Source organism: Comamonas thiooxydans (assembly GCF_002157685.2).
In the GTDB taxonomy this organism is placed as follows: Bacteria; Pseudomonadota; Gammaproteobacteria; order Burkholderiales; family Burkholderiaceae_C; genus Comamonas; species Comamonas testosteroni_H.
On the sequence record NZ_AP026738.1, the window covers coordinates 5,085,421 to 5,103,372 of the forward strand.

Consider the following 17,952-nt stretch of genomic DNA (forward strand, 5'->3'; position numbering starts at 1 on the left):
GCTATCAATGACAAGCAGGAAAACGCATATGGAGACTCCCATCACTCAACGCCCCTCTGCACACAGGCAGCTGCGCGCCCTGATCGCCAAAGGCTGGGCCAGCCTGGGCATGGCGCTTTGCCTGGCACCGGCCGCCCAGGCACAGACATGGCCGGATCGCCCCATCCGCCTGATCGTGAACTTCGCCCCTGGCGGCGCCGCCGATGTGATGGGGCGCGCGATCTCGCCCACCATGAGCCAGGTGCTGGGCCAGTCCGTGGTGGTGGACAACAAGCCAGGAGCCAACGGCAATATCGGTATCAGCGAAACCGTGCGCTCTGCCAAGGACGGCTATACGCTGCTGCTGAGCAGCGGCGGCGGCATCAGCATCAATCCGCTGATCTACAGCAAGCTGCCGTTCAACCCTGAAAAGGACTTGATCCCCGTGGCGGCCGTGGCACGCGTGCATGTGTTCCTGGAAACCAACCCCAGCCTTCCCGTGAGCAATGTGCAGGACTTCATCAAGCACCTGCAGGCCAATCCGGGCAAGCTATCCTACGGCTCGCCAGGCCCTGGCAGCTCGCCTCATCTGGCCGGTGAGATGTTCAAGCGCGCGGCCAAGGTCGATGCCAGCCATATTCCCTACAAGGGTGCCGGCCCTGCCTTGACCGATGTGCTCAGCGGTCAGTTGCAATACTGGTTCGATCCGGGCCCGGGGCTCAAGCAGGTCGAGGCCGGCAAGCTCAAGCTGCTGGCCATAGGCAGCCCGCACCGCTCACCTCTGTACCCCAAGGTACCCACGCTGGCCGAGAGCGGCCTGCCGGGCTTCGATGCCGACACACTGTTCGGCGTCTACGCGCCGGCCGGCACGCCCGCAGCCGTGGTGGATGCCGTGCGCGCCAGCGTGATCAAGGCACTGGAGCAAAAGAGCGTGGTCGATGTGATCCAGGGTCTGGGTGCCACGCCCGAGCCGCGCATGAGCCGCCAGGACTTCGTGGACCACCATGCCAAGGAACGCGCCCGGTTTGCACCGCTGATCAAGGAAATCGGCTTGAAAGTGGACTAAGAAATTTCAGTTCAACGTGGGAGTCCGGTTGCCCGAAAGCTCCCTTTTGACCGCCCGTCTGAAAGGACCGGCGGTCTTTTTTTGGTTTACGCAAGCAAGAATGCTCAACAGGCATGCCTACCGACAAAACACCAAGCCAGATCCGAATTTGCGCCAGTCGTGTTTCAGTGGGAGGCCATCGCCACGACTACCGCCGACTCGGCCACCTCCAGCCAGACATTGTCATCGGCCACCAGCCCGCTCATGGCCGGCGCAAAGCCTACGATCTGAGCACCCCAGCTCAAACGACAGATGGCTTCATCGGAAGCCAGGCTCTCTTCCGTCACCGTGGCTGCGCCATAGGTCGCGCGCTGCACCACGGCAGGCCAGATATTGATGGGCTGCGTGGACCCAGCAGGCCGCTCCTTCCCCAGCCAGACCTTGACGGCCGTGGCCTTGCACAACGCCAGCACCTGCACACCGGGCGCCAGGCCCAGCAGCTCATAGCTTTCGGGCGTGATGCGCGCAGCAATCGTCCAGTCCGAGCCTGCATCGCTTGCGGCACGCAGCCAGACCCGAATCTGCCCGCCTATGGACTCGACCTTGAGCACGCTGCAAGGCCACTGATTGCGCATGCTGGTCATCAGGCCCAGATTGGGCTGCCCCCCACCAGGCGTGCCGGCCTGCATGCGCTGCAGCAACTCGGTACGCAAGCGCATCATGGCCTCGGCCGCATGCAGCAATTCCTCGCCCGCTGGCGTGATCTGTGCACCACCGCCCCCGGCGCCGCCCACGCTGCGCTCGACCAGCGGCACGCCAGCCAGATTGGTCAGGGTATCGATGGCCTGCCAGGCCGCCTTGTAGCTCACGCCCACGTCACGTGCTGCCTGGGAGATGGAGCCGCTTTGCGCAATCCCGCGCAGGATGGCAATGCGACGGTCGGCCATGTCATAGCCCAGCGCCTGGGAAACCGAGTCGGACGATAGTGCGCCACCCGGCACAGCCTCGTCGCCGGCCATATCCAATTGTTCTTGTTCGAAATTTTCTGTGTCTGACATAGGCCGCCATCATGCCCTGACAGTCAATTTCCCCGCTCGACCTCAGTTGTTCATTCACGTTACACTCGCTATTCCATCAATGAATAGCGAAATTTCAATGACTCAGATCACTGCCCGCTCCACCGGTTTTTCCTTTCAACTGGCTCGCTCTGCGGCCGTGATCGGCACAGTCGTGCTGGGCCTGTGGTCTGCGCAGGCGCAGGCCGCTGAAGTGGCGGTCGCCGTGGCAGCCAACTTCACCGCGCCCATGAAGAAGATTGCGGCCGAGTTTGAGAAGGATACAGGCCACAAGGCCGAGCTGTCGTTTGGCGCCACCGGCAAGTTCTACGCCCAGATCAACAACGGCGCGCCCTTCGGCATTCTGCTGGCCGCCGATGACACCACACCCGAAAAACTGGCCAAGGAAGGCAAGGGCGTGACCGATTCGCGCTTTACCTACGCCATCGGCACGCTGGTGCTGTGGAGCCCCAAGGCCGGCTATGTGGATGACAAGGGCGATGTGCTCAAGAGCGGCGACTACAAGCACATCGCGATCGCCAATCCCAAGCTGGCCCCTTACGGAACAGCTGCCATGGAAGTGCTGAACAAGCTCGGCCTGAGCGCACAGGTGCAGCCCAAGGTGGTGATGGGCGAGAACATCGCCCAGACCTACCAGTTCGCTGCCACCGGCAATGCGCAGCTGGGTTTTGTGGCACTGTCCCAGGTCATGGAGAACGGCAAGATCCGCGAGGGTTCGGCCTGGCAGGTGCCCGCCAACATGCATGAACCCATCCGCCAGGACGCCATTGTGCTCAACAGCGCCAAGGACAACGAAGCCGCTGCGGCTTTGATGAAGTACCTGCGCAGCCCCAAGGCGCACGACATCATCCGCTCCTACGGCTATAGCTTCTGACGCCTGACCGGCAAGCGCTAGAGCCCGCCTCAACCCAGCGATCCGCTCTACCCTTGGCGCTGCTCGGCTAAGCTGGGCACTCCAAGGGTCTTTTTTTGCGGCCTGTGCGGCTGCGGATCGGGAAGGGTGCGGGGTCGATGGAGACATCCCTCGCGCATCCCGGTTTGCGCCAGTCCTGTTTTTGATTCCATGCAACTGAATGCCGAAGACTACGCAGCCATCTGGCTCACGCTCAAGCTCGCAGGCGTGACCACCGTGCTGCTCATGCTGCTGTGCACGCCACTGGCCTGGTGGCTGGCCCATACCCGTTCGCGCTGGCGCGGCCCGATCGGTGCGGTCGTGGCGCTGCCGCTGGTGCTGCCGCCCACCGTCATCGGGTTCTATCTGCTGGTTACCATGGGCCCCAACGGCCCCATAGGCAAGCTTACGCAGGCCATGGGCCTGGGCAATCTGCCGTTCACCTTTGCCGGCCTGGTGGTGGGCTCGCTGATCTACTCCATGCCGTTCACCGTGCAACCGCTGCAACGTGCGTTTGAAGCCCTGGGCCCGCGCCCCATGGAGGCGGCGGCCAGTCTGGGCGCCAGTCCGCTGGACCGCTTTCTGACCGTGGCCCTGCCGCTGGCGCGGCCCGGCTTCATCACCGCTGCCGTGCTGACCTTTGCCCACACCGTGGGCGAGTTCGGCGTGGTGCTGATGCTGGGCGGCAATATCCCCGGCGTCACGCGCGTGGTCTCGGTACAGATCTACGACCATGTGGAAGCCATGGAGTACGGGCACGCCCATCTGCTGGCGGCCGGCATGGTGGTGTTCTCCTTCATCGTGCTGCTGGCCCTGAACTGGCTGCAACCCAAAGCGGAGCGCCGCGCATGACCGCTGCCCACTTCATCACCGCCCAGCTCAAGCTGACCCGGCCGGACTTTGCACTCGATGTGGATCTGCAGCTTCCCGGCCACGGAGTGACGGCCCTGTTCGGCCCCTCGGGCTGCGGCAAGACCACCTGCCTGCGCAGCCTCGCCGGACTGGAGCGGGCCCAAGGCCGCGTCACCGTCAACCAGACCGTTTGGCAGGACGATGCCGGCCGGCAATGGCTGCCCACACACCAGCGCGCGCTCGGCTATGTGTTCCAGGAAGCCAGCCTGTTCCCGCACCTTTCGGTGCAGCGCAATATCGATTACGGACTCAGGCGCACGCCGCAGCAACGCCGCAAGGTCTCCAAGGAAAGAGCCGTCGAACTTCTGGGCATTGCCCATCTGATGGAGCGCATGCCCGCCACGCTCTCGGGTGGCGAGCGCCAGCGCGTGGCGATTGCAAGAGCGCTGGCCACCAGCCCCGAAGTGCTGCTCATGGACGAACCCCTGGCCGCGCTCGACGCCCAGCGCAAGGCCGAGGTTCTGCCCTATCTGGAGCAGTTGCAGCGGCATCTGCGGATTCCAGTGATCTATGTCAGCCACTCCATGGACGAGGTCGCGCGCCTGGCCCAGCATATGGTGCTGCTCGGCGCGGGCAAGGTGCTGGCGCAGGGCTCCGTCACCGAGCTGCTCTCCAGCCTCGATCTGCCGCTGGCCCATGGCGACGTGGCCTCCAGCGTGGTCCATGCCACGGTGCAGGCCCACGACGCCGCCGATCATCTGAGCACCCTGGTCTTTGACGGGGGCCGGCTGCAACTCGTCATGGCCCGCCCGCGCGAGCCCGGCAGCCCGGTGCCGCTGCGCGTGCAGGCGCGCGATGTCAGCCTGAGTCTGCTCAGGCCCGAGGGCAGCAGCATTCTCAACATCCTGCCGGTGCAGGTGCTGGACCTGCGCGAGGACGGGCCGGGGCAGGTCATGGTCTCGCTGCAGGCGGGCGGCACCCGGCTGCTGGCCAGAATCACCCGGCACTCGGCCAAGGCCTTGCAATTGCAGGCCGGCATGCCGGTGTTTGCCCAGATCAAGGGCATGGCGCTGCTGGACTGAGCGCAGCGCATCCGCCCCTTGCCGGCAAGGGATGCGCCTGCTGACTATCATCAGCCCATGACCGAGTCCGCCTGCCCCGTCCCTGCCCAGCCGATAGCACCGCTGCACACCCATGCCGTGAGCTTCTTCAACGCCGGGCAGCAGGAGCGGCAGGAGCGCGTGCTGGCGGCCGAGGTGCCGATCGCGCTGGTCTTCAACGGCATCTCGCATGCGGTGATGATGGGCTCGCCCACCGACGTGGAAGACTTTGCCCTGGGCTTTGCGCTGACCGAGGGCATCATCGACAGCGCCTCGGACTGCTACGGCATCGAAGCCCGCCCCGTGTCCGCCGCGGCGGCCGGCCTGCCCGAAGGCATGGACGGCATGGAAGTGCAGCTCGACATCGCCTCGCGCTGCTTTGCGCGGCTCAAAGACAGGCGCCGCAGCATGACGGGCCGCACGGGTTGCGGTGTCTGCGGAGTCGAGAGCTTTGCGGCGCTGGACCTGTCGTTTGATGCCCTGCCGCCCCAGGACTGGCTGGAGCAGGTCGACGCCGCCACCGTGCTCAAGGCGATCGACGCCCTGGCCCCGCACCAGATCCTGAATGCCGAAGCCGGCGCCATCCATGCCGCTGGCTGGGCCACGCTGGCGGGCGACATCACGGATGTGCTCGAAGACGTGGGCCGCCACAATGCGCTGGACAAGCTGGTCGGCCGGCTGGCGCGCACGGGCCGCCTCGGCGAACCCGGCTTTGTACTGCTGTCCAGCCGCGGCAGCCATGAACTGGTGCGCAAATGCGCCAAGGTCGGCATCGCGGCGCTGGCCACGATTTCCGCGCCCACCGCCATGGGCGTGCGCATGGCGGAGCTGACGGGCCTGCGCTTCTGGGGGCTGTGCCGCCCGCCCAAGGCCGTGCTCTATGCTGCGGGCGGCAAAGCCTGAGCAAGCCCTGCTGCCAAGCGCCAGCCTCTAGAATCACGGCATTGCGGCCATGGCTCCAGCTCTGACCGCCCCACGATCAGCCCCTGGATATACACCATGAACCGCTGCACCACCACCCGCTTCAGCCGCCGCCTCTGGGGCTGCACCCTGCTGGCTGCTGCCGCCAGCGCCAGCCTGCCGGCGCTGGCCCAGGGCCTGCCCTCGGACAACACGCGCAACTTTCCGCCCACGGCGCAGTTCGGCGAAATGACGGTCACCAATTTCCCCGAAGTGGCCATCAACGGCACGGCCATTCGCACCACGCCCGGCTTTCGCCTGTTCAGCCGCGAGCGCAGCATTGTTTTTGCCAGCAACTATGCGGGCCAGAAGATGCTGGTGGGCTATGTGATCGAGCCGCAGACCCAGGGCCTGCACACGGCCTGGATCCTGACCCCTGCCGAGATCGAGAAATACAAGCCGATTCAGCCGCGCACGCTGCTGCAGCGCGTTTTCGGCAGCTGAGTTCGGCACGCGCCGACCGCTATTGATTAAAGAGCTGCTTGCGCTTTTTCTGCAAGCTTCTCGAACTGTTTCCATATCCAAATCGAGTGATGGCAGGCGCCAGCCGCTATCACTTTGTGCTTGCAGACACTGCAGGCCCACCTGACAAGAGCGCCCCATGAGCAAGAAAGTCTTTATCAAAACCTTTGGCTGCCAGATGAACGAGTACGACTCGGACAAGATGGCCGATGTGCTGGGCGCCGCCCAGGGTTACGAGCCCACGCAGAACGTGGACGAGGCCGATCTGATTCTGTTCAATACCTGCTCGGTGCGCGAGAAGGCCCAGGAAAAAGTGTTCAGCGATCTGGGCCGCATCCGCCATCTCAAGGAAAAAGGCGTGCTGATCGGCGTGGGCGGCTGCGTGGCCAGCCAGGAGGGTGCCGAGATCATCAAGCGCGCTCCGTTTGTCGATGTGGTCTTCGGTCCCCAGACCCTGCACCGCCTGCCCGAGCTGCTCAATCAGCGTGCGGCCAAGGCCAAGCCCCAGGTCGATATCTCCTTCCCCGAAATCGAGAAGTTCGACCACCTGCCGCCGGCACGCGTGGAAGGCGCTTCGGCCTTTGTCTCCATCATGGAGGGCTGCTCCAAATATTGCAGCTACTGCGTCGTGCCCTATACGCGCGGCGAGGAAGTCAGCCGCCCGTTCGAGGACGTGCTGGTGGAAGTCGCGGGCCTGGCCGAGCAAGGCGTGAAGGAAATCACGCTGCTGGGCCAGAACGTCAACGCCTACCTGGGCAAGATGGGCGACAGCAGCGAGATGGCCGACTTCGCGCTGCTGCTGGAATATGTGGCCGAGATTCCCGGCATCGAGCGCATCCGCTACACCACCAGCCATCCCAACGAATTCACGCCGCGCCTGATCGAGGCCTACGCCAAGATTCCGCAACTGGTCAGCCACCTGCATCTGCCCGTGCAACATGGCAGCGACAAGATTCTCATGGCCATGAAGCGCGGCTACACGGCCATGGAATACAAGAGCACCATCCGCAAGCTGCGCGCCATCCGTCCCGATCTGGCCATGAGCAGCGACTTCATCGTCGGCTTTCCCGGCGAGACCGAAGAGGACTTCCAGAAGATGATGAAGCTCATCCACGACGTGCGCTTCGACAACTCGTTCAGCTTCATCTTCAGTCCCCGCCCCGGCACGCCGGCGGCCAATCTGCACGACGACACACCGCACGAAGTCAAGCTGCGCCGCCTGCAGGAGCTGCAGGCCGTGATCAACACCAACATCAAGGAGATCAGCGAAGAGCGTGTCGGCACGGTGCAACGCCTGCTGGTCGAAGGCGTGAGCAAGCGCGACGGCAGCGAACTGATGGGCCGCACCTATTGCAACCGCGTGGTCAACTTCCCCGGCAACGAGCGTTTGATCGGACAGATGGTGGACGTGAAGATTACCGAAGCCAAGGCTTACACCTTGCGCGGCGAAGTCCTGGTCAAGGATTGATGGCCCGGCATTCCCTGGCCTCATCTACCCAAAGCCTGCCGGCCATGCCGCGCAGGCTTTTTTTTCATGACTGGTTATAAATTCTGTAACAAATGGTGATGCCTTGCCGGATGGCACACGCCTCTTCAATCCGCCGCTAGGATGGTGGCCTATTGGGGCCAAGCTGCCTCGGATTGAACTCTGGACACCATGAACCAAACTGCTGCACTGCAGGGCGAAGCCATCTACGCCCTGCTGGATCAAGCCCATGAGCTACTGAACGACTACAACGACGACAAGCCCGGCAGCATCAGCCGTCAGGACCGCATCGCCGCGGCGGTGGAGTTGATGGGGCAACAGAACTTTGCCCCAGCCACCGTGCAGGAGCTTGAACGCGTTCACGACTTCTGGCTCTATCTCGATCAGCCCGAAGCGGCCAACACCTTGCTGCAGCAGCATCGCGCCGCCGTTCTTTCCGGCGCCGACGAGCTGAGTCCTGCCGAAGCGATGCTGCGCCTGAGCCTGAGCGACATCCAGAGCCGCATGGGCTTTGACCAGCCCTCCGCGCAAGCCTTGCTGGGTGCGGCGGCACAAGCCATTGCCCGGCTGCCCGAGGATGTGGACAGCGACAACTACTGGCATGGCTGGCACTGGATGGCCTCGCAGCTCCAGGCCTGGGAAGCTGCGGCCACGGGCCTTGAGCTACAACGCGCCCAGGAGCGTCGCAACCCCGATCTGGCCGAAGATGCGGCCTATCTCGATGCCATCGTCTGCGTTCGCAAGGCGGAAATGGCCCAGAAAAGCGGCCACGCCAGCGAGGCTGCCAGCCTCGTGCAAAACGCCATCAATATATTGCGCGATGCCGCGCCCGATCAGCAGGTGGACTTTGACCGCTGGATGACGCTGGCCGACCATGTGCTGCCGCTGGCCCCGCAAAGCCTGCCCGCGCTGCTCATGGCCTGCGAGCAACAGCTCGCCCGCCTGGAGAGCCCGCCCCCATCGCAGGCCGTCAAGGCGCATCGCCAGGTCAAGATCGTGCGACTGCAAGCCCAGGCCTGTGCGCAGGCCGGTCAGCTGGAGGCCGCACTGCAGCTGGCGCCTCAGGGACACTTCGGCCTGACGGATGACTCGGGCGATCCCTTCAGCGCTTCCCAACTGGATTGGCTGGTGCAGACCGGCCGCTTGAAGGAGGCCGCCGATCTGGCGCTGGAGAGCGTGCTCCACGCTCGCCCCGTCTCGGCCGTGGCCGCTTTTCAACTGGCCAAGGAACAGTTCAGCAACGACCCGGCCAACGCCATCACCTGGGCACTGGTTCTGGCCATGGGTCAGACCGACGAGGACATGCGCCAGTTGCTCGCACAAGAGGAAGTGCCGCTGCACCCTGCGGACTTCTATCTGAACATGGTGCGCGCAGCCCAGCCGGCCCATCCGGTGCTGGCTCTGCTCGACGGCCTGCGTCTGGCACGCAAGCGCCAGATGGAGCAGGCTCTGCCGCTGCTGGAAATTGGCGTGGGCCAGCACCCCGAGATGGCCGACAGCGACAAGTTGCCCGCGCTCTGGGCTGCCCGCTTTGCCGCGCTGCCGCTGGATGAAGCGCTGGCTCGGCCCTTCCCCCAAGCCCATGGCGCGCACTGGTGCTACGCCGCCGGCGTGGTCCTTGACGATGCAGACGATCTGGCTCCGCTGATGGGCGGCAAGAAGAAAGTGCCTGCGCAGGAGGTGCGCGAGCCTCTGGTCGTGCGCTACTACGAGGAAGGTCTTGCCCGCTTCGAGCATTTCTGGGCGACTGGCCAGGGCCGTTTCAAGGATGGCGACCTGCATGTGTACTCCATGCTCTGCAACAACCTGGCCATCAAGTACCGCTTCATGGACCGCTACGACGAGGCGGCCGAGCTGCACCACAAGGGACTGGGCAGCAGCCCGTTTGCCGAACATCACAACGGCCTGCTGTGGTGTGCCGTGGGCAAGGACGACGACGCGCAGACCGTGGTCGAGGCCGAGCGCCTGTGGCATTTCGCCCAGGAGCATGGCTACAGCCGCCACGAACCCACGCGTTACTTCTCCACCGTCGCCCTGTCGCTCTACAAGCTCAATCGCGATGACGAGATCAGCATCTGGATGGAGCGTCTGGACCAATGGTTCCACGACCTGGATGAGGACGAGCAGCGCGACGTGCGCCGCAACTACCTGGCGTCCCTGATGTCCATGCTGGACTTTTTCTCCAGCACACGCCCCGAGCTGGTGCTGCCGCGCCTGCGCACGCATCAGGAAGAAGTCATTGCGCTGCAGGACTGCTATCCGCTGCGCCGCCTGGCCTGTGCGCTGGAAGCCTACCCCGAGCTGCTGGAAGAATCCGTGGCACTGCACAAGCAAGCCAACAGCTATCTGGACAAGGACGACGACGAAGACGAACGGCGCATGTCGCAGTCCGGCATTGAGCGTGCCGAGCGCAAGCTGGCCGAGCGCGACGCCCAGGCCGGCGCTGCGGCATCGGGTCGCAAGCCATGGTGGAAATTCTGGTGAATCAGGTCGTCGAAAAAGCCGCTGCCGCCAGTGCCTACAAGGCGCGCGATGTCGTCAACGCGCCGGCCATCAAGCAGCGCATCAAGGAGCGCAGCACGGAGCGCGGCGACGCCGCCGATGTCGCCGCCTGGCTGGGCAATCACTTCTACCGTCATGTGGTGGGCAATCTGCAGGCCGACGAGCCTGCCGTGCTGCGCATTGCCGACGTCCGGCAGTTGCAGGAGCTGGCCGGCCGCCAGGAGCCGCCGGCCTGGGCGCTGGAGCGGCTGGCGCGCAAGCAGGCCGGCTTCGAGCTGCCCGACCTCTGGTGGGTGCAGCCCGACAGCGCCGCCCTGCTGGCGCTGGAGACACGGCTGGTGGAATTTCTCTCCACCCGCAAGGGCACCTCTCTCGAAGGCAAGCTGCAGCGCGTGAACTGCCCACAGGCACTGGCGCGCTGGACGCTGGAGCATCTGGCTTTCGAGAAAAAGCAGAACAGCGGCCGGGTTGAACACAGCTCGGGCGCCGTGCACGGACTGCTGCGTGGCCAGCACGGTACCTTTGTGGAGTTTGACGGCACAAGTGCGCAGATGCGCCAGGAAATGGCCTATGAAAGCCAGATGATGGGCCACTGCGTGGGCCAGTTTGCCAACCGCAAGTCCTTCAGCGGCGGCTATGGAGAACATTACGCCGAGGGTCTCGAGTCGGGGCGCATGCGGCTGTTCAGCTACCGCACGGGCACTGCACAGCCCCGCATCACCGTCAATGCCTATGTGCAAAAGGACGGCAAGCTTCAGATCGAGCAGATCAAGGGCAAGCAGAACCGACCGCCGATTGCACGCTATATGCCCGATGTGGTGACTCTGCTCAACCATCTGCCACTCAACGACGAGGTGCCCGAGGACGCACTGTCCATGGGCATTGTGCGCCGCCCGCCCGAGCTGCTGAAGTCCCATCCGGGGTTGGCGCCCTGGTGCTCGGTGCAGGAGCTGCAGACCGACGACGAACAACTGTGGCTGATGCAGCAGCACCCCGCCCTGCTGCCCCGGCTCAATCTGCAGTCACCACTGATGCAGTGGATGGTGGCGGCACGCAAGGATTCGCTGGACAGCGAAGTCATTGAACGCATGCCCAAATCCGCCGCACTGAAACAGAGCTTGCTGATGGCCAGAAAGCGCCCCGGTCGCCCAGGAGTTCGCACATGAGCGGATGGACGATCTTTCTGCTCATCGTGGCCCTGATCTACTGGGTGCTGCGCGGCGGCTTCAAGCGCCTCAAGGAGGCCAAGCAACGCGGCGACATCATCAGCTACCAGGCGGGCAGCCAGGAGCGCAACTGGGCCCTGGCCCTGGCCCACCCCATGGCCTACCACGCCATGCAAGGCGGCTTTGCCAGCGATCTGCATGGCGCTGACGATGCGCTGGCCAGGCAGCTGCGCCCCATGATCCTGCACCATCTTGGCCTGCGCACCGACCTCAGCGACGAACAGGTGCGCCAGCAACTGCCCGACGCACTGCGCCAGCGCTGGTTCATGCTGGATCTGCAACGCCTGCAGCGCAGCGACGACGTGCGCGCCGCAATGGCGTTTGCCTGTGCGCGCGTGACCTTTTTCGTGCGCAGCGCCAGGCTGCTGGAATGGACGGACGAAGCCCTGCATTGGGACATCCTTCAGCTCAACGCCCAGCGCGCCCAGCAATGCTTCGACAGCTGGCTTGCTTTCGGCCAGGCCTATGCCCAGGGCCGCGCGCAATGGCTGGCACAAGGCCGCAGCGATGTGCTGGGCAAGGCCTTCACGTCCGAAGAAGTGGCTCAATGGGTGACGCAGGAGCAGCACCCCTGGCATGCGATGAGCTGGAATCTGCCGCTGACCGGCGATGAGGCAGGGCCCGCCTCCGAGCCTGCGGCACCAGTGTGAGACACCCGCAAAAACCGAGGGACTGCCAGGCAGTCCCTTTTTACATCCGCAGCGCAGGCGTTCAGGCAAAGATGCTTCGGGCTTCCGTGAATCGCCTGGCGAAGTACACATTGTCCATGCGTACCCGCTGCACCGTTCCACCGCTGGACGGCGCGTGCACAAACTGTCCGTTGCCCACAAAAATTCCCATATGGGAATAGCGCCCGCCCAGAGTGTTGAAAAACACAAAGTCGCCGCGCATCAGATCGCGTCCGTCCACCGGGTTGCTGGCCTGCGCCCATTGCGATGTGGTGCGGGGCAGGCGCATTTCCGTGATGCCCCCCACGGCCCACTGAATCAGACCGCTGCAGTCAAAACCGCCTTCAGGCGAGTTGCCGCCATAGGTGTAAGGCGTGTTGACCACCAGCATGGTGCGTGCCAGCAAGGACTCGCGCAGCTCTGCATCCAGACTCAGGGCATTGGCCAGGCGCGCGGAAGATCCGCCTTGCGCAGCAGGGCGGGGCTTGTCTTTGGTGGTGGAACAGCCTGCCAGCACCGCAAGCAGCGAGCCCGCCAGCAGCAGCGCGCCGCGGCGCTCCAGACATTGAGGCAGAGCTTGCCGCTGACCCGCCTCCACGAAAGTCCTGTCTTGTAGCTTCATGGAAAGGCATGTTCTCAGAAAGCCGCCCATACAGCCACCGTCTACCCACAATTACTGCGCTTCTTTACAAAAAAGTGAGCTGCTCTCGCTTGTCATGCCTTTGATTCAGATGCATTTCTCATCCAAACCCATAAACAACAAGCGCAAGCAGCTCACTTTTTATAGATCGCTGATCTCAAACCAAGCACACCCCAACTCAGGGACAGCCAGCAAGCGCCGCCGCGCAGCGAAGCTGTCGTCCCCCTTGGGGGGCACCCGGCCAGGGGAAGCCGCGCAGCGGCTCAGGGGGGATGATCAATTATCAGAACGGCAGCTTGGGCATGCCGCCGCCGCCCATCATGCCCTTCATGGCCTTCATGCCGCCCATCTTCTTCATCATCTTCATGAGGCCGCCGCCCTTGAACTTCTTCATCATGGTCTGCATCTGCTCGAACTCCTTGAGCAGGCGGTTGACTTCCTGCACCTGCACGCCGGCGCCGTCTGCGATACGCTTTTTGCGCGTGGCCTTGATCAGGGCGGGGTTCTTGCGCTCCTTGAAGGTCATGGAGCAGATGATGCCTTCCTTGCGCTTGATCTCGCGCTCGGCCTTGTCCATATCGACCTGACCGGCCTTGCCGGCCAGCTCGGCGGGCAGCTTGTCCATCAGGGTCGAGAGACCACCCATCTGCTTCATCTGCTGCAGCTGGGCCAGAAAGTCATTGAGGTCGAAGCCGTCGCCGCTCTTGAGCTTCTCGGCCATCTTCTGCGCGGCTTCCATGTCCACGCCCTTGGTGACCTGCTCGACCAGGGCCACGATGTCGCCCATGCCCAGCACGCGCTGTGCGTGGCGGTCGGCATCAAAGACTTCCAGGCCGTCGATCTTTTCCGAGACACCGGCGAACTTGATGGGCGCGCCCGTGATCTGGCGCACCGACAGCGCCGCACCGCCGCGCGAATCGCCGTCGAGCTTGGTCAGCACGATACCGGTCAGCGGCAGCGCTTCCTTGAAGGCCTTGGCGGTGTTGACCGCATCCTGGCCTTGCATGGCATCGACCACGAACAGGGTTTCGACGGGCTTGAGCGTGGCGTGCAAATCCTTGATTTCGGCCATCAGCAGCTCGTCGATGGCCAGACGGCCGGCCGTATCCACCAGCAGCACATCGAAGAAATGCTTTTTGGCGTAGTCGATCGCAGCCACGGCAATATCGTGGGGCTTCTGGTCGGGCGTGGAGGGGAACCACTCGGCGCCAGCCTGGGCCGTCACGGTCTTGAGCTGCTCGATGGCCGCGGGGCGATACACGTCTCCCGAAACCGTGAGCACCTTTTTCTTGCGCTTTTCGATCAGATGCTTGGCCAGCTTGGCCGTGGTGGTGGTCTTGCCGGCGCCCTGCAGACCGGCCATCAGAATGACGGCCGGAGGCTGGGCGTTGAGGTTGATGTCGGCCACGCCTTCGCCCATGGTCGCCGCCAGCTCCTTGTTGACGATGGAGACCAGCACCTGGCCGGGCTGCAACGAGCTGATGACTTCCTGGCCCAGCGCTTTTTCCTTGACGCGGGCAATGAAGTCGCGCACCACGGGCAGGGCCACGTCGGCCTCCAGCAAGGCCATGCGCACCTCGCGCAGCATGTCCTGCACATTGGACTCGGTGATGCGGGCCTGGCCGCGCATCTCCTTGACAAGGCGCGAGAGTTTATCGGTGAGTGCGGAGGCCATAAGCAAAAAGCATTCGAAAGTTATGGATGGACGGGAGTCGTGTGCAAGCTGGCAGCACGGCTCTCCGGGCAGCTTGCGGACCCAGCTCAGGCGAGGCGAAGCTGCATGAACAGTCATTTTACCCGCTGCCCTTGATTGACGATGCCCCGCAGGCTTGTCCGTGATCTGCCTCAGGCGTGCAACGTCGCTGCGCTCGGCCCCACAGCTCCCTCGAAAGAGACCAGGCTGGCCCTGAATGGACCTGAATCGAGCTCTCCTGCAAGTCCTTGCTCGTGGCGCAAAACTGGCCGGCTGGGCGGGAGGGCTGAAGACATCGCCCGGCAGGAGAAAATCCTTGAAGGCCGGGCTCAAAAGTCGACGATCTGCTCGCAAGCGCTCAAACCCACGCTCCTGACCGGGTTCAGGCAACGCTTTAAGCACAAAATTGACGGGCGGCAACGGCCTGCAAAAGATGAGTGCGGGCCAGCGGCACTATCATAGAAAGCATGCTCTCCCAACCGCTCACCGCAGCTGGCCCCATTGGCTGGATCCTGGCCATGGCAGCAGCCATTGCCTACGCCATTCCTGCGCTTGCCACCCAGCACCTGCAAGAAGCCGGTGCCCGTCGCTGCCTGCGCCTGGCCTGGGCACTGCATGCCCTGCTGCTGGGCTGGGGTCTGCTTGGAGAGCTTCCGCACTTCGGCTTTGCTCCTGCACTCTCGATCACTGCCTGGCTGGTGCTGACCGTCTATGTGGTGGAGCAGCAGCTTTACCCGCAGCTGCGCTCGCGCTGGCCGCTGTCCATACTGGGCAGCGTGGCCGTGCTTCTGGCCGTGGTGTTCCCCGGCACACCGCTGCACGTCAACGCCTCACCCTGGCTGCCGCTGCATCTGGCTCTGGGTATTGCTTCCTACGGCCTGTTTGCCGCAGCCGTCGTTCATGGCGCGCTGATGAGCCATGCCGAGCGGCAGATGCGCCAGGGTGGCGACCATGACAGCGGACTGCCGCTGCTGACGCTGGAGCGGCTGACCTTCCGTTTTGTCGGAGCAGGCTTTGTGCTGCTGACCGCCACACTGGCCGCAGGCTGGCTGTTTGGCGAGCAGCTCTACGGCAAGGCATGGGTGTGGAATCACAAATCCATTTTTTCCCTGCTGTCCTGGCTGGCATTTGCCGTGCTGCTGTTCGGCCGCAAGCGATTCGGCTGGCGCGGCCAAAGCGCCGTACGTGTTCTTTATATCGGCGCCATCTTTTTGCTGCTGGCCTATGTCGGCTCGCGCTTTGTGATTGAAGTCCTGCTGGAGCGCGCAGCATGAAGTATTTGCTGGTCCTGCTGGTCGTGGTGGTGGCTGTCGGCATCTGGCGCAGCAAACGCCGCGCAGAAGTGGCCGAGCAGACCAGGCCTGCCAACTCCCCCAAGCAGGCACAGACCATGGTAGCTTGCGCTCACTGCGGCCTTCACCTGCCGCAAGCAGATGCCGTCAACGACGACTCGGGCAAGATCTTCTGCAGCGCGGAACACCGCCGCCTGGCCCAGCAAGACACTGCCCGTCACTGACCGCATGGTGAACTCCGCCTCGCCCTGGCAGCACACCGCCATCCCGCTCGATGAAGCCATCAGCCGGCGCGCGGACGCCAGCCTCAACGCCCCGTTCGTGCGTCTGTGGCAGGCCTTCCTCAGCGGCCGCGTGCTTCTGGCGCTGGCCCTGGTGCTGCTGCAGACACTGAATCTGCAGCTGCAGAACATCAGCTCCCCCCTGGCCTGGCTGATCTGCTTCACCTATCTGACGCTGACCGTCGTACTGCGCCTGGCTGCCGGACGCCATTTGCCGGCGCCTCGCGCAGCCCTGCAATGGCTGCCCGTGATCGGCGTCGACATTGCGGCGATCTTTCTGCTGCAGATCTTTCAGGTCGGCTCGCTCAACTACACCGCGCTGCTGGCCATTCCCGTCCTGATCTCCTCGGCGCTGGGCGGACTGATGCTGGCCTTTGGCACCACGGCCAGCATCACGCTGCTGACGCTGGCCTACACCTTCTGGCAATACCACGGCAGGCTCAACGACGGCGCCCAGTCCTATTACCAGGCGGCTTTTTCCTGTGCCGGCTATTTCTGCGTGGCCTATCTCACGCACGAGCTGGCCAAGCGTGTCCGGCGCGAGCGCTCCCAGGCCCTGTTCAACCGCTTGCGCACCCAGACCCAGGAGCAGGTCAACAGCCTGGTGATCAACCACTTCTCCGACGGGGTGCTGGTGGTCGACTCCAGCCTGCAGGTGCTGCAGGCCAACCCCGCCGCGCTGCAGCTGCTGGGCCTCGCCATGGATCACCCCCAGCCTTTTTCCCTGCAGGCCCACAGCTGGTGGGAGCCGCTGGCGCATGCGACACAGGCCAGCTTCGCCCATGCCCGCCCGCTGTCCGCCACGATCCATCTGCAGGCCCATGAGCGACACGGCGCCACGGGCATGCATGTGCGCACACGCATCACCGAAGTTTCGGCGCCCTATCTGGACGAAGGTCCGCAGGCGCAAGCCAGCCACTCGCTTTGCGTCATGTTTCTTCACGACCTGCGCGAGATGGAAGCGCAGCTGCGCACCGAAAAGCTGGCCTCCATGGGCCGTATGTCGGCTGCCGTGGCCCATGAAATACGCAACCCGCTGGCCGCCATCACCCAGGCCAATGCGCTGCTGGCCGAAGACCTGGCGAGCCAACCCGGCCCGCAACAGCTATGCCGCATCGTGGGGCAGAACGCCGACCGACTGGCCCGCATCGCCGAAGAAATCCTCAACCTGGCACGCGTGCAGCAGGGTGCAGAAACCCATCAGGGCCAGTCGCTGCCGCTGGACACCCTGCTGGCCCAGATCAGCCATGAATGGCGCATACAGGCCGCCCCGCCGCGCCAGCTTCTGCTGCGGCTCAATGCAACGGCCCGCCATATCCTGTTCGATGAAGAGCATCTGCGCCGCGTGCTGATCAACTTGCTGGACAATGCCCAGCGCCACCGCAGCCATGCCGGCAATGAGGCGGGCCTGCAGCTGATCAGCGGCCACGGGCCCTTGAACGGTCAGATCCAGGGTCTCGCACCGCAGGACGACACCTGCTGGTTCATGGTCTGGAGTGATGGGGCACCGCTGGAGTCCAGCGTCGAGCGCCATCTGTTCGAGCCGTTCTTCTCCTCTCAAAGCCGCTCCAGCGGCCTCGGACTCTATATATGCCGTGAGCTGTGCCAGCGCTACGATGCCTCCATCAGCTATCAACGCCTGGCCCGCAACACACCGCAAGGCGATGTGAACGGCAATGCCTTTATCGTGACTCTGCGCAGCGGCCCTTCATCCCTCGCAAGCCACTCTCTGTTTGACTCGATCATGGTGTAAGCCCAGTGACATCATCGCCTCACTCATCCGCAGCGGCCAGCATTC

General features: G+C 64.0%; 16 protein-coding genes. 13 read left to right on the plus strand and 3 right to left on the minus strand.

The genetic code is table 11. The annotated features are described in order from the left end of the window. The first annotated feature begins 28 nt into the window (after positions 1–28). Positions 29–1,045, plus strand: a complete 1,017-nt coding sequence (locus tag CTR2_RS23720; RefSeq protein WP_140400970.1) for a Bug family tripartite tricarboxylate transporter substrate binding protein — start codon at positions 29–31, stop codon at positions 1,043–1,045. 164 nt (positions 1,046–1,209) lie between these two features. On the opposite strand, the gene CTR2_RS23725 is transcribed toward CTR2_RS23720, so the two are convergent. Further along, positions 1,210–2,082 (minus strand): molybdenum-dependent transcriptional regulator, encoded by an 873-nt coding sequence (locus CTR2_RS23725; protein ID WP_087080483.1) that lies wholly within the window; start codon positions 2,080–2,082, stop codon positions 1,210–1,212. Between the two features lie 97 nt (positions 2,083–2,179). Here CTR2_RS23725 and modA point away from each other — a divergent pair, with 97 nt between their 5' ends. From modA to CTR2_RS23770, 9 genes are all read left to right on the plus strand, one after another. Then, entirely contained in the window at positions 2,180–2,974 is a 795-nt protein-coding gene (modA, locus tag CTR2_RS23730) for a molybdate ABC transporter substrate-binding protein (protein WP_140400969.1), read from the plus strand. Between the two features lie 189 nt (positions 2,975–3,163). Further along, the gene (modB, locus tag CTR2_RS23735) at positions 3,164–3,844 is read left to right on the plus strand and encodes a molybdate ABC transporter permease subunit (RefSeq protein ID WP_003051416.1); all 681 of its coding nucleotides are present in this window, start codon (positions 3,164–3,166) and stop codon (positions 3,842–3,844) included. Continuing rightward, positions 3,841–4,926 carry a molybdenum ABC transporter ATP-binding protein gene (modC, locus tag CTR2_RS23740; RefSeq protein WP_087080481.1) on the plus strand — a complete coding sequence of 362 codons (1,086 nt, stop codon included), beginning with the start codon at positions 3,841–3,843 and terminating at the stop codon, positions 4,924–4,926. The genes modB and modC overlap by 4 nt, the downstream gene beginning before the upstream one ends. A 57-nt stretch (positions 4,927–4,983) precedes the next feature. Then, the gene (fdhD, locus tag CTR2_RS23745) at positions 4,984–5,847 is read left to right on the plus strand and encodes a formate dehydrogenase accessory sulfurtransferase FdhD (RefSeq protein WP_087080479.1); all 864 of its coding nucleotides are present in this window, start codon (positions 4,984–4,986) and stop codon (positions 5,845–5,847) included. A 96-nt stretch (positions 5,848–5,943) separates the two neighbouring features. Beyond that, positions 5,944–6,348, plus strand: a complete 405-nt coding sequence (locus CTR2_RS23750) for a hypothetical protein (protein WP_087080477.1) — start codon at positions 5,944–5,946, stop codon at positions 6,346–6,348. Between the two features lie 157 nt (positions 6,349–6,505). Then, positions 6,506–7,834, plus strand: a complete 1,329-nt coding sequence (gene miaB / locus CTR2_RS23755) for a tRNA (N6-isopentenyl adenosine(37)-C2)-methylthiotransferase MiaB (protein WP_003071003.1) — start codon at positions 6,506–6,508, stop codon at positions 7,832–7,834. Between the two features lie 189 nt (positions 7,835–8,023). Further along, positions 8,024–10,336, plus strand: a complete 2,313-nt coding sequence (locus CTR2_RS23760) for a hypothetical protein (protein WP_087080475.1) — start codon at positions 8,024–8,026, stop codon at positions 10,334–10,336. After that, positions 10,318–11,520, plus strand: a complete 1,203-nt coding sequence (locus CTR2_RS23765; protein WP_087080473.1) for a hypothetical protein — start codon at positions 10,318–10,320, stop codon at positions 11,518–11,520. Before CTR2_RS23760 ends, CTR2_RS23765 begins: the two co-directional genes overlap by 19 nt. Next, positions 11,517–12,230 (plus strand): DUF1266 domain-containing protein, encoded by a 714-nt coding sequence (locus CTR2_RS23770; RefSeq protein ID WP_087080471.1) that lies wholly within the window; start codon positions 11,517–11,519, stop codon positions 12,228–12,230. Before CTR2_RS23765 ends, CTR2_RS23770 begins: the two co-directional genes overlap by 4 nt. Positions 12,231–12,291: 61 nt before the next feature. Here CTR2_RS23770 and CTR2_RS23775 read toward each other — a convergent pair whose 3' ends face one another. Further along, positions 12,292–12,870: a C40 family peptidase gene (locus CTR2_RS23775; protein ID WP_087080469.1), complete on the minus strand. Its 579-nt coding sequence runs from the start codon at positions 12,868–12,870 to the stop codon at positions 12,292–12,294. 301 nt (positions 12,871–13,171) lie between these two features. Beyond that, complete coding sequence (gene ffh / locus CTR2_RS23780) at positions 13,172–14,563, minus strand: signal recognition particle protein (protein WP_003070990.1); 1,392 nt, start codon at positions 14,561–14,563, stop codon at positions 13,172–13,174. Between the two features lie 485 nt (positions 14,564–15,048). Between ffh and CTR2_RS23785 the strand changes: the two genes are divergently transcribed. The 3 genes from CTR2_RS23785 to CTR2_RS23795 are packed head-to-tail and all read left to right on the plus strand — an operon-like array spanning position 15,049 to position 17,907. Beyond that, entirely contained in the window at positions 15,049–15,855 is an 807-nt protein-coding gene (locus tag CTR2_RS23785) for a cytochrome C assembly family protein (protein WP_003075234.1), read from the plus strand. After that, a complete protein-coding gene (locus CTR2_RS23790) occupies positions 15,852–16,097 on the plus strand; it encodes a PP0621 family protein (RefSeq protein WP_087080468.1) in 246 nt (81 codons plus the stop codon). The genes CTR2_RS23785 and CTR2_RS23790 overlap by 4 nt, the downstream gene beginning before the upstream one ends. Positions 16,098–16,101: 4 nt before the next feature. Further along, positions 16,102–17,907 carry a sensor histidine kinase gene (locus tag CTR2_RS23795; protein ID WP_087080466.1) on the plus strand — a complete coding sequence of 602 codons (1,806 nt, stop codon included), beginning with the start codon at positions 16,102–16,104 and terminating at the stop codon, positions 17,905–17,907. Positions 17,908–17,952 lie beyond the last annotated feature (45 nt).

Excerpts from the sequence above, each read along its gene's own strand:
- CTR2_RS23720 (WP_140400970.1), top strand. The coding sequence starts at position 29 with ATGGAGACTCCCATCACTCAACGCCCCTCTGCACACAGGCAGCTGCGC.
- CTR2_RS23725 (WP_087080483.1), bottom strand. The coding sequence starts at position 2,082 with ATGTCAGACACAGAAAATTTCGAACAAGAACAATTGGATATGGCCGGC.
- modA (WP_140400969.1), top strand. The coding sequence starts at position 2,180 with ATGACTCAGATCACTGCCCGCTCCACCGGTTTTTCCTTTCAACTGGCT.
- modB (WP_003051416.1), top strand. The coding sequence starts at position 3,164 with ATGCAACTGAATGCCGAAGACTACGCAGCCATCTGGCTCACGCTCAAG.
- modC (WP_087080481.1), top strand. The coding sequence starts at position 3,841 with ATGACCGCTGCCCACTTCATCACCGCCCAGCTCAAGCTGACCCGGCCG.
- fdhD (WP_087080479.1), top strand. The coding sequence starts at position 4,984 with ATGACCGAGTCCGCCTGCCCCGTCCCTGCCCAGCCGATAGCACCGCTG.
- CTR2_RS23750 (WP_087080477.1), top strand. The coding sequence starts at position 5,944 with ATGAACCGCTGCACCACCACCCGCTTCAGCCGCCGCCTCTGGGGCTGC.
- miaB (WP_003071003.1), top strand. The coding sequence starts at position 6,506 with ATGAGCAAGAAAGTCTTTATCAAAACCTTTGGCTGCCAGATGAACGAG.
- CTR2_RS23760 (WP_087080475.1), top strand. The coding sequence starts at position 8,024 with ATGAACCAAACTGCTGCACTGCAGGGCGAAGCCATCTACGCCCTGCTG.
- CTR2_RS23765 (WP_087080473.1), top strand. The coding sequence starts at position 10,318 with ATGGTGGAAATTCTGGTGAATCAGGTCGTCGAAAAAGCCGCTGCCGCC.
- CTR2_RS23770 (WP_087080471.1), top strand. The coding sequence starts at position 11,517 with ATGAGCGGATGGACGATCTTTCTGCTCATCGTGGCCCTGATCTACTGG.
- CTR2_RS23775 (WP_087080469.1), bottom strand. The coding sequence starts at position 12,870 with ATGAAGCTACAAGACAGGACTTTCGTGGAGGCGGGTCAGCGGCAAGCT.
- ffh (WP_003070990.1), bottom strand. The coding sequence starts at position 14,563 with ATGGCCTCCGCACTCACCGATAAACTCTCGCGCCTTGTCAAGGAGATG.
- CTR2_RS23785 (WP_003075234.1), top strand. The coding sequence starts at position 15,049 with ATGCTCTCCCAACCGCTCACCGCAGCTGGCCCCATTGGCTGGATCCTG.
- CTR2_RS23790 (WP_087080468.1), top strand. The coding sequence starts at position 15,852 with ATGAAGTATTTGCTGGTCCTGCTGGTCGTGGTGGTGGCTGTCGGCATC.
- CTR2_RS23795 (WP_087080466.1), top strand. The coding sequence starts at position 16,102 with ATGGTGAACTCCGCCTCGCCCTGGCAGCACACCGCCATCCCGCTCGAT.